The organism is Variovorax soli NBRC 106424, assembly GCF_001591385.1.
In the GTDB taxonomy this organism is placed as follows: Bacteria; Pseudomonadota; Gammaproteobacteria; order Burkholderiales; family Burkholderiaceae_C; genus Variovorax; species Variovorax soli.
The window spans coordinates 1-5957 of sequence record NZ_BCUU01000174.1 but is presented as its reverse complement, the minus strand read 5'-3'; the positions used below and the strand labels follow the sequence as shown (position 1 = coordinate 5957).

7 protein-coding genes and 1 pseudogene are annotated in these 5957 nt (G+C 68.1%); 1 reads left to right on the top strand and 7 read right to left on the bottom strand.

Annotated elements, in window-relative coordinates; genetic code table 11:
- The 3 genes and pseudogenes from VSO01S_RS25765 to VSO01S_RS25755 form a co-directional block, all read right to left on the bottom strand.
- Nucleotides 1-332: pseudogene (locus VSO01S_RS25765) on the bottom strand (hypothetical protein); the annotation flags it as partial.
- Nucleotides 319-1113: a CbbQ/NirQ/NorQ/GpvN family protein gene (locus tag VSO01S_RS25760; protein ID WP_068645616.1), complete on the bottom strand. Its 795-nt coding sequence runs from the start codon at nucleotides 1111-1113 to the stop codon at nucleotides 319-321. The gene VSO01S_RS25760 and the pseudogene VSO01S_RS25765, both read right to left, overlap by 14 nt.
- A gap of 17 nt (nucleotides 1114-1130) precedes the next feature.
- On the bottom strand, nucleotides 1131-2174 hold the full coding sequence (locus VSO01S_RS25755; protein ID WP_068645615.1) for an aliphatic amidase: 1044 nt from the start codon (nucleotides 2172-2174) through the stop codon (nucleotides 1131-1133).
- 132 nt (nucleotides 2175-2306) lie between these two features.
- Between VSO01S_RS25755 and VSO01S_RS25750 the strand changes: the two genes are divergently transcribed.
- A complete protein-coding gene (locus VSO01S_RS25750; RefSeq protein ID WP_068645614.1) occupies nucleotides 2307-2786 on the top strand; it encodes a hypothetical protein in 480 nt (159 codons plus the stop codon).
- On the opposite strand, the gene VSO01S_RS25745 is transcribed toward VSO01S_RS25750, so the two are convergent.
- The 4 genes from VSO01S_RS25745 to urtD are packed head-to-tail and all read right to left on the bottom strand — an operon-like array spanning nucleotide 2776 to nucleotide 5841.
- Nucleotides 2776-3120 carry an FmdB family zinc ribbon protein gene (locus VSO01S_RS25745; RefSeq protein WP_068645613.1) on the bottom strand — a complete coding sequence of 115 codons (345 nt, stop codon included), beginning with the start codon at nucleotides 3118-3120 and terminating at the stop codon, nucleotides 2776-2778. The genes VSO01S_RS25750 and VSO01S_RS25745 overlap by 11 nt on opposite strands.
- 10 nt (nucleotides 3121-3130) lie before the next feature.
- Nucleotides 3131-4360, bottom strand: a complete 1230-nt coding sequence (gene fmdA, locus VSO01S_RS25740) for a formamidase (RefSeq protein WP_068645612.1) — start codon at nucleotides 4358-4360, stop codon at nucleotides 3131-3133.
- Nucleotides 4361-4393: 33 nt separating this feature from the next.
- On the bottom strand, nucleotides 4394-5095 hold the full coding sequence (gene urtE / locus VSO01S_RS25735) for an urea ABC transporter ATP-binding subunit UrtE (protein ID WP_068645611.1): 702 nt from the start codon (nucleotides 5093-5095) through the stop codon (nucleotides 4394-4396).
- Nucleotides 5096-5097: 2 nt separating this feature from the next.
- Nucleotides 5098-5841, bottom strand: coding sequence for an urea ABC transporter ATP-binding protein UrtD (gene urtD, locus VSO01S_RS25730; RefSeq protein WP_068645610.1), 744 nt, complete (start codon nucleotides 5839-5841; stop codon nucleotides 5098-5100).
- Nucleotides 5842-5957 lie beyond the last annotated feature (116 nt).

Sequence of the window (5957 nt, the reverse complement as noted above, 5' to 3'; positions counted from 1 at the left end):
CCGGGCAGTTCGCGCGCCGCCAGCGCCTCGGCGCGGGCGTCTTCCAGCAGGCCGGTCAGCGCCCAGGTGATGGCGGGCACGCCCTCGCGCACGAACACGTTGCGCGAGAACGCAAGATGCGCCGCCGCGTGGGCACTGGCCGCACGCAGCCAGCGCGCACCGGCGTCCTCATCCAGGCCCGCAGGCGGCGCGGGCAGATGCAGGCCGGCCGGCGACAGCCAGGGCGCCACGCCCTCCGACCCCGGGCTGTGCACTTGCAGCAGGGGCGGCGCCACATTCCACAGCAGCCGCAGCCACGGCCCGATGGCGCCCAGCGGATCAGAAGGACGCATCCACCGCCGCCATGAGCGCATCGCTCAGCGCCCGGTCGTCCGACAGCGGCACGACGATCGCGGCCACGCAGGCCGCCTGCGGGGCCAGGCCCTGGCGCGCGAGCTGCGCGGCGCGCACCAGCATGCGGGTGGAGGCGCCCTCCTCCAGGCCGTGCCCGGCCAGCCTGCGCGTACGCCGTCCGAGCGCCACCAGCGCCGAGGCCAGTTCCACGTCGGCGCCGCCCTCGCGCATGAGGATGTTCGCCTCGTCCTCCGCCTCCGGGTAGCCGAATGCCATGCCGCAGAAACGCTGGCGGGTCGAGGGCTTCAGCTCCCGCGTGCCGCCGGGGTTGTAGCTGGCCACCAGCATGAAGTCCGGGTGCGCGCGCACCACCTCGCCGGCGCGGTCCAGGGGCAGCATGCGGCGGGCATCGGTCAGCGGATGCACCGCCACCAGCGCGTCGGGCCGCGCCTCGACGATCTCGTCCAGGTAGCAGATGGCCCCGTGCCGCGCAGCCAGGGCCAGCGGCCCGTCCTGCCAGCGGGTGCCTTCGGCGTCCAGCAGCCAGCGGCCGAGCAGGTCGCCGGCCGTGGTGTCTTCGTTGCACGCCACGGTGACCAGCGGCCGGCCCATGCGCCAGGCCATGTGCTCGATGAAGCGCGTCTTGCCGCAGCCGGTGGGTCCCTTGAGCAGCAAGGGCAGCCGCCGCGACCAGGCCGCCTCGAAGTGGTCGCACTCGTCGCCCTGCGGCTGGTAGAAGGGTTCGCTGCCGATGCGCCAGGCGGCCAGCGGATCGGTCATGTCCACCTTCGCCCGCCTCAGCGATGGCTGGCGGCCGTGGCCTCGTTGGGGATGCCCTCGATGGGCGCCTCGGCCGTGCCGATGGTCTTGCGGGTGAAGGACTCGACCATTTCGCGCGTGCCCTGCGGATCGGCGATCCACTTGCCGTAGAACTCGTACGGGCACTGGGCCACGCCCTGGTCGCCGTCGCCCGAGTTGATCATGCCGGTGTAGCCGCGGTGCAAGAGCTTGAACAGGTGGTTCTCGCTCTGGCCGTTCTTGCGGAAGTCGCGGATCAGGCTCTTGGACAGGGCCGCGTACTGCACGCCCATCTCCTCTTCGCCGCATTCGCCCAGCGTGCGGCCGTCGAAGCCGACGATGGCCGAGTGGCCGAAGTATGAATACACGCCGTCGAAGCCGGCGGCATTGGCCACCGCCACGTACACGTTGTTGGCAAAGGCCATGGCCTTGCTGATGAGGATCTGCTGCTCCTTGGCCGGGTACATGTAGCCCTGGCAGCGCACGATGAGCTCGGCCCCCTTCATGGCGCAGTCGCGCCAGATCTCGGGGTAGTTGCCGTCGTCGCAGATGATCAGGCTGATCTTCAGCCCCTTGGGCCCCTCGCTCACGTAGGTGCAGTTGCCCGGGTACCAGCCCTCGATGGGCACCCAGGGCATGATCTTGCGGTACTTCTGGACGATCTCGCCCTGGTCGTTCATGAGGATGAGCGTGTTGTAGGGCGCCTTGTTCGGATGCTCCTCGTGCCGCTCGCCGGTGAGCGAGAACACGCCCCACACCTTGGCCTTGCGGCACGCCGCCGCGAAGATCTCGGTCTCGAAGCCGGGCACGGTGGCCGCGTTCTCGTACATCTCGGCGCTGTCGTACATGATCCCGTGCGTGCTGTACTCGGGGAAGATCACCAGGTCCAGGCCCGGCAGGCCGGCCTTCAGGCCTTCCACCATCGATGCGATCTGCTTCGCGTTGGCCATGACCTCCGCGCGCGTGTGCAGGCGCGGCATCTTGTAGTTGACCACCGCCACGCCGACGGTGTCGTGGCTGCTGGAAATGTCGCCGTGGATCATTGGCTTTCCTCGTCGCGTTGTGTTGGCATGGGCCATTGTTGCGACGGGTGCCGGCTGCGTAGATACGTTGATTGACGTACTGGGCGTTCGCGTCAGAATCCGCGTCCGGAAGAACGGCAGGAGACATCCATCATGCGCATCCCGAAGATGGTCCTGGCAGGCGCGGCGGCGCTCGCGGCCAGCCTGGGTTCCGCGGCCGGCGGGCCGGGTTCGACGCTGGACGGCCACCCGGCGGTCACCCGCTACATCGCCAACGACGCGCCCTTCGTGGTGTTCGGCGTGACGCCCACGCACTTCGACGGCCAGGCGGGGCCGGTGAAGCTCACCTTCATCGCGACCGACCGGCTCGAGCAGGTGAACGTGTTCCCGTTCGTGCGCAGCACGCCCGGCGGCAGCGCGCGCATGCGCACCCAGGTGAGCTGCGGCCCCCGCGATCCGGGCTCGTGGGATTGCACCGTGTCGGTGGCCGACCTGCTGGCCGAGCTCGATCGCACCCAGGGCGAGCTGGGCCTTCGCATCGAGGCGCATGGCGACTTGCGCGACCGCCGCCAGCACAGCACCGTGATCATCACGATGCCGGCGCGGCGGCCTGCCACCGCTTTCAGTGGCTGATCATCCAGGGGCGCTTGCCCGGGAATGATTTGGCCCCGTCGGGCGCCGTGACGGTCGCCTTGCGCGCACGGCCCGTGCTGCAGCAGCCGCAGCCCGCCGGATGCTTCAGCCGCTGGTAGTCGCGCGAACTCCGGGGTTCGTGCCGCGCCCGCTCGTTCACGTCCATCGCGCGCCGCGTCCCCTCTTCCAGCAGGCCCAGCCGGGGCGCGCTGGCAAAAACCCGGGGCGAGGCCGCGCCACAATCCGGGCAGGCGGCCGGCTCGTTGCGCTGCGCCAGCGAACGCAGGGCATCGAAGCCGCCGCAGTCGCGGCATTCGTAGTCGTAGGTCGGCATGGGCGGCGGCTCAGAGCAGGTCGGGCGACAGCGGCATGTCGATGCTGCCGTCCAGGAACTTCGTCGGCCCGGCGGCGCTGGGGTTGATGTCGAAGTCGAAGATCTGCGTGGGCAGCCACAGCGTGGCGCAGGCGTTGGGCACGTCCACCACGCCGCTGATGTGGCCCTGCACCGGCGCGGTGCCCAGGATCGAATAGGCCTGCGCACCTGAGTAGCCGAACTTCTTCAGGTACTCGATGGCATTCAGGCAGGCCTGGCGGTAGGCCACGTTCACGTCCAGGTAGTACTGCTTGCCGCTCTCGTCGACGCTGATGCCCTCGAAGATCACGTAGTCGTCGTACACCGGCTTGATGGGGCTGGGCTTGAAGATCGGGTTCTTGATGCCGTACTTGGCCATGCCGCCCTTGATGAGCGAGACCTTCATGTGCACCCAGCCCGCCATCTCGATGGCACCGCAGAAGGTGATCTCGCCGTCGCCCTGGCTGAAGTGCAGGTCGCCCACCGAGAGGCCCGCGCCGTCGACGTAGACCGGGAAGAAGATCTTCGAGCCGCGCGACAGGTCCTTGATGTCGCAGTTGCCGCCGTGCTCGCGCGGCGGCACGGTGCGCGCGCCCGTGGCGGCCGCCTGGGCCTTGGCATCGCCCGTGAGCTTGCCCATGTGGGCCGTGCCGGCAAAAGGCGGGTTGGCCAGGCCGCCGGTGGCCGGGTCGGAATCGATGAGCGCCTGCTCGCGCGAATTCCACATCTCCAGCATCTTCGGATCGGGCAGGCAGCCGATCAGGCCCGGGTGGATCAGGCCGGCGTACTTCACGCCCGGCACGTGGCGCGAGGTGGTGAACATGCCGTGGAAGTCCCAGATCGACTTCTGCGCCTGCGGGAAATGCTCGGTCAGGAAGCCGCCGCCGTTCTTCTTGGAGAAGAAGCCGTTGAAGCCCCAGAGCGAATCCTGCTTGGCGCCGATGTCCAGCAGGTCCACCACCAGCAGGTCGCCCGGCTCGGCGCCCTTCACGCCCACCGGGCCCGAGAGGTAGTGCACCGTGGTCAGGTCGATGTCGCGCACATCGTCGGCGCTGTCGTTGTTCTTGATGAAGCCGCCCGTCCAGTCGTAGGTTTCCAGCACGAAGTCGTCGCCCGGGTTCACCCAGCAGGCCATGGGGATGTCGGGGTGCCAGCGGTTGTGCACCATCTCGTTGGTGGGCGCGGGCTTCGTCAGGTCGACCTTGATCAGGGTATCGGGCATTTCAGTGTTCTCCTGGGTTGGGAATGCGGGGAATCAGACCGAGAGATAGGCTTTGATATGCGCCTCGTCGGTCTTGTCGCGGGCGGTCTCGTGCACCAGCCGGCCGCCTTCGATGACGAAGAGCCGGTCGGCCACCTCCATCGCGAAAGAGAGCACCTGCTCGGACACGACGATGGTGATGCCCTTCATCTTTCGGATCTCGTTGAGCGCCTTGGCGATGTCCTTGATGATGGACGGCTGGATGCCCTCGGTGGGCTCGTCCAGCAGCAGCACCTTGGGCTCGGTCACCAGCGCGCGGGCAATGGCCAGCTGCTGCTGCTGCCCGCCCGAGAGGTTGCCGCCCTTGCGCCGCCGCATGTCGAACAGCACCGGGAACAGCGCGTAGATCTCGTCGGGAATGCGGCGCGTGGCGCTGTTCTCCAGCCCGGTCTGGATGTTCTCTTCCACCGTGAGGGTCGGGAAGATCATGCGCCCCTGCGGCACATAGGCGATGCCCTTGGCCACGCGCCGGAAGCTCTCGTCCTTCGTCACGTCCTGGCCGGCCACCTCGATGCGGCCGGACTTGCTGGGCAGCACGCCCATCAGCGCCTTGAACAGCGTGGTCTTGCCCATGCCGTTGCGGCCCATGATGGCCACCGTCTCGTTGGCCATCGCGTTGAAAGTCACGCCGTGCAAGGCCTGGCTCTGGCCGTAGGCCACGAAGAGGTCCTGCACCTTCAGTCGGATGTCGCTCATGCTCAATGTCCCAGGTAGACGTCGATGACTTTGGGGTCGGCCTGCACCTTCTCCATCGGCCCCTCGGCCAGGATCTTTCCCTGGTGCATCACCGTCACCTTGTGGGCGATCTGCTTGACGAAGTCCATGTCGTGCTCGATCACGATCACCGCGCGGTTCTGGCAGATGCGCTTGAGCAGCTCGGCCGTCAGCTCGCGCTCGCGGGCGCTCATGCCGGCAATGGGCTCGTCGAGCATCAGCAGCTCGGGTTCCTGCATCAGCAGCATGCCGATCTCCAGCCACTGCTTCTGGCCGTGGCTCAGCAGCCCGGCCTCGGTCTGCAGCTTGTCGGCCAGGCCGATGTCCTCCGCCACCACCTGCACGCGGGCCTTCACTTCGTCGGTGCACTTGAAGGCCAGCGCGCCCAGCACCGAGCGACCCTTGGGGTACGACACCTCCAGGTTCTGGAAGACCGACAGGTTCTCGTAGATGGACGGTGTCTGGAACTTGCGCCCCAGCCCCAGCCGCACCCGCTTGTGCTCGGCCATGCCGGTGAGCTCGGTGTTCTTGAACTTGATCGAGCCGGCACTGGCCTTGGTCTTGCCGCAGATCAGGTCCAGCAGCGTGGTCTTGCCCGCGCCGTTGGGGCCGATGATCACCCGCAGCTCGTTGCGGTCGACGTAGAGGGTCAGCTGGTCGATGGCCTTGAAGCCGTCGAAGGAGACGGTGAGGTCTTCCACGGCCAGTGCGAAGTCGGTGTTGCTCATGCGTGTGCTCCCTTGGGGTTCAGGCGCGCTGGCCGCTCATGCCTTCATGCAGGCCGCCGTGCTGGGTGGCGGGGCCGCTCGCGCCCGGCTTGGCGCGCGGCGGCAGCACGTCGGGG

What these genes read in the sequence shown, in the direction of transcription:
- VSO01S_RS25760 (WP_068645616.1), bottom strand. Translation starts at nt 1,113, where the DNA reads ATGACCGATCCGCTGGCCGCCTGGCGCATCGGCAGCGAACCCTTCTAC.
- VSO01S_RS25755 (WP_068645615.1), bottom strand. Translation starts at nt 2,174, where the DNA reads ATGATCCACGGCGACATTTCCAGCAGCCACGACACCGTCGGCGTGGCG.
- VSO01S_RS25750 (WP_068645614.1), top strand. Translation starts at nt 2,307, where the DNA reads ATGCGCATCCCGAAGATGGTCCTGGCAGGCGCGGCGGCGCTCGCGGCC.
- VSO01S_RS25745 (WP_068645613.1), bottom strand. Translation starts at nt 3,120, where the DNA reads ATGCCGACCTACGACTACGAATGCCGCGACTGCGGCGGCTTCGATGCC.
- fmdA (WP_068645612.1), bottom strand. Translation starts at nt 4,360, where the DNA reads ATGCCCGATACCCTGATCAAGGTCGACCTGACGAAGCCCGCGCCCACC.
- urtE (WP_068645611.1), bottom strand. Translation starts at nt 5,095, where the DNA reads ATGAGCGACATCCGACTGAAGGTGCAGGACCTCTTCGTGGCCTACGGC.
- urtD (WP_068645610.1), bottom strand. Translation starts at nt 5,841, where the DNA reads ATGAGCAACACCGACTTCGCACTGGCCGTGGAAGACCTCACCGTCTCC.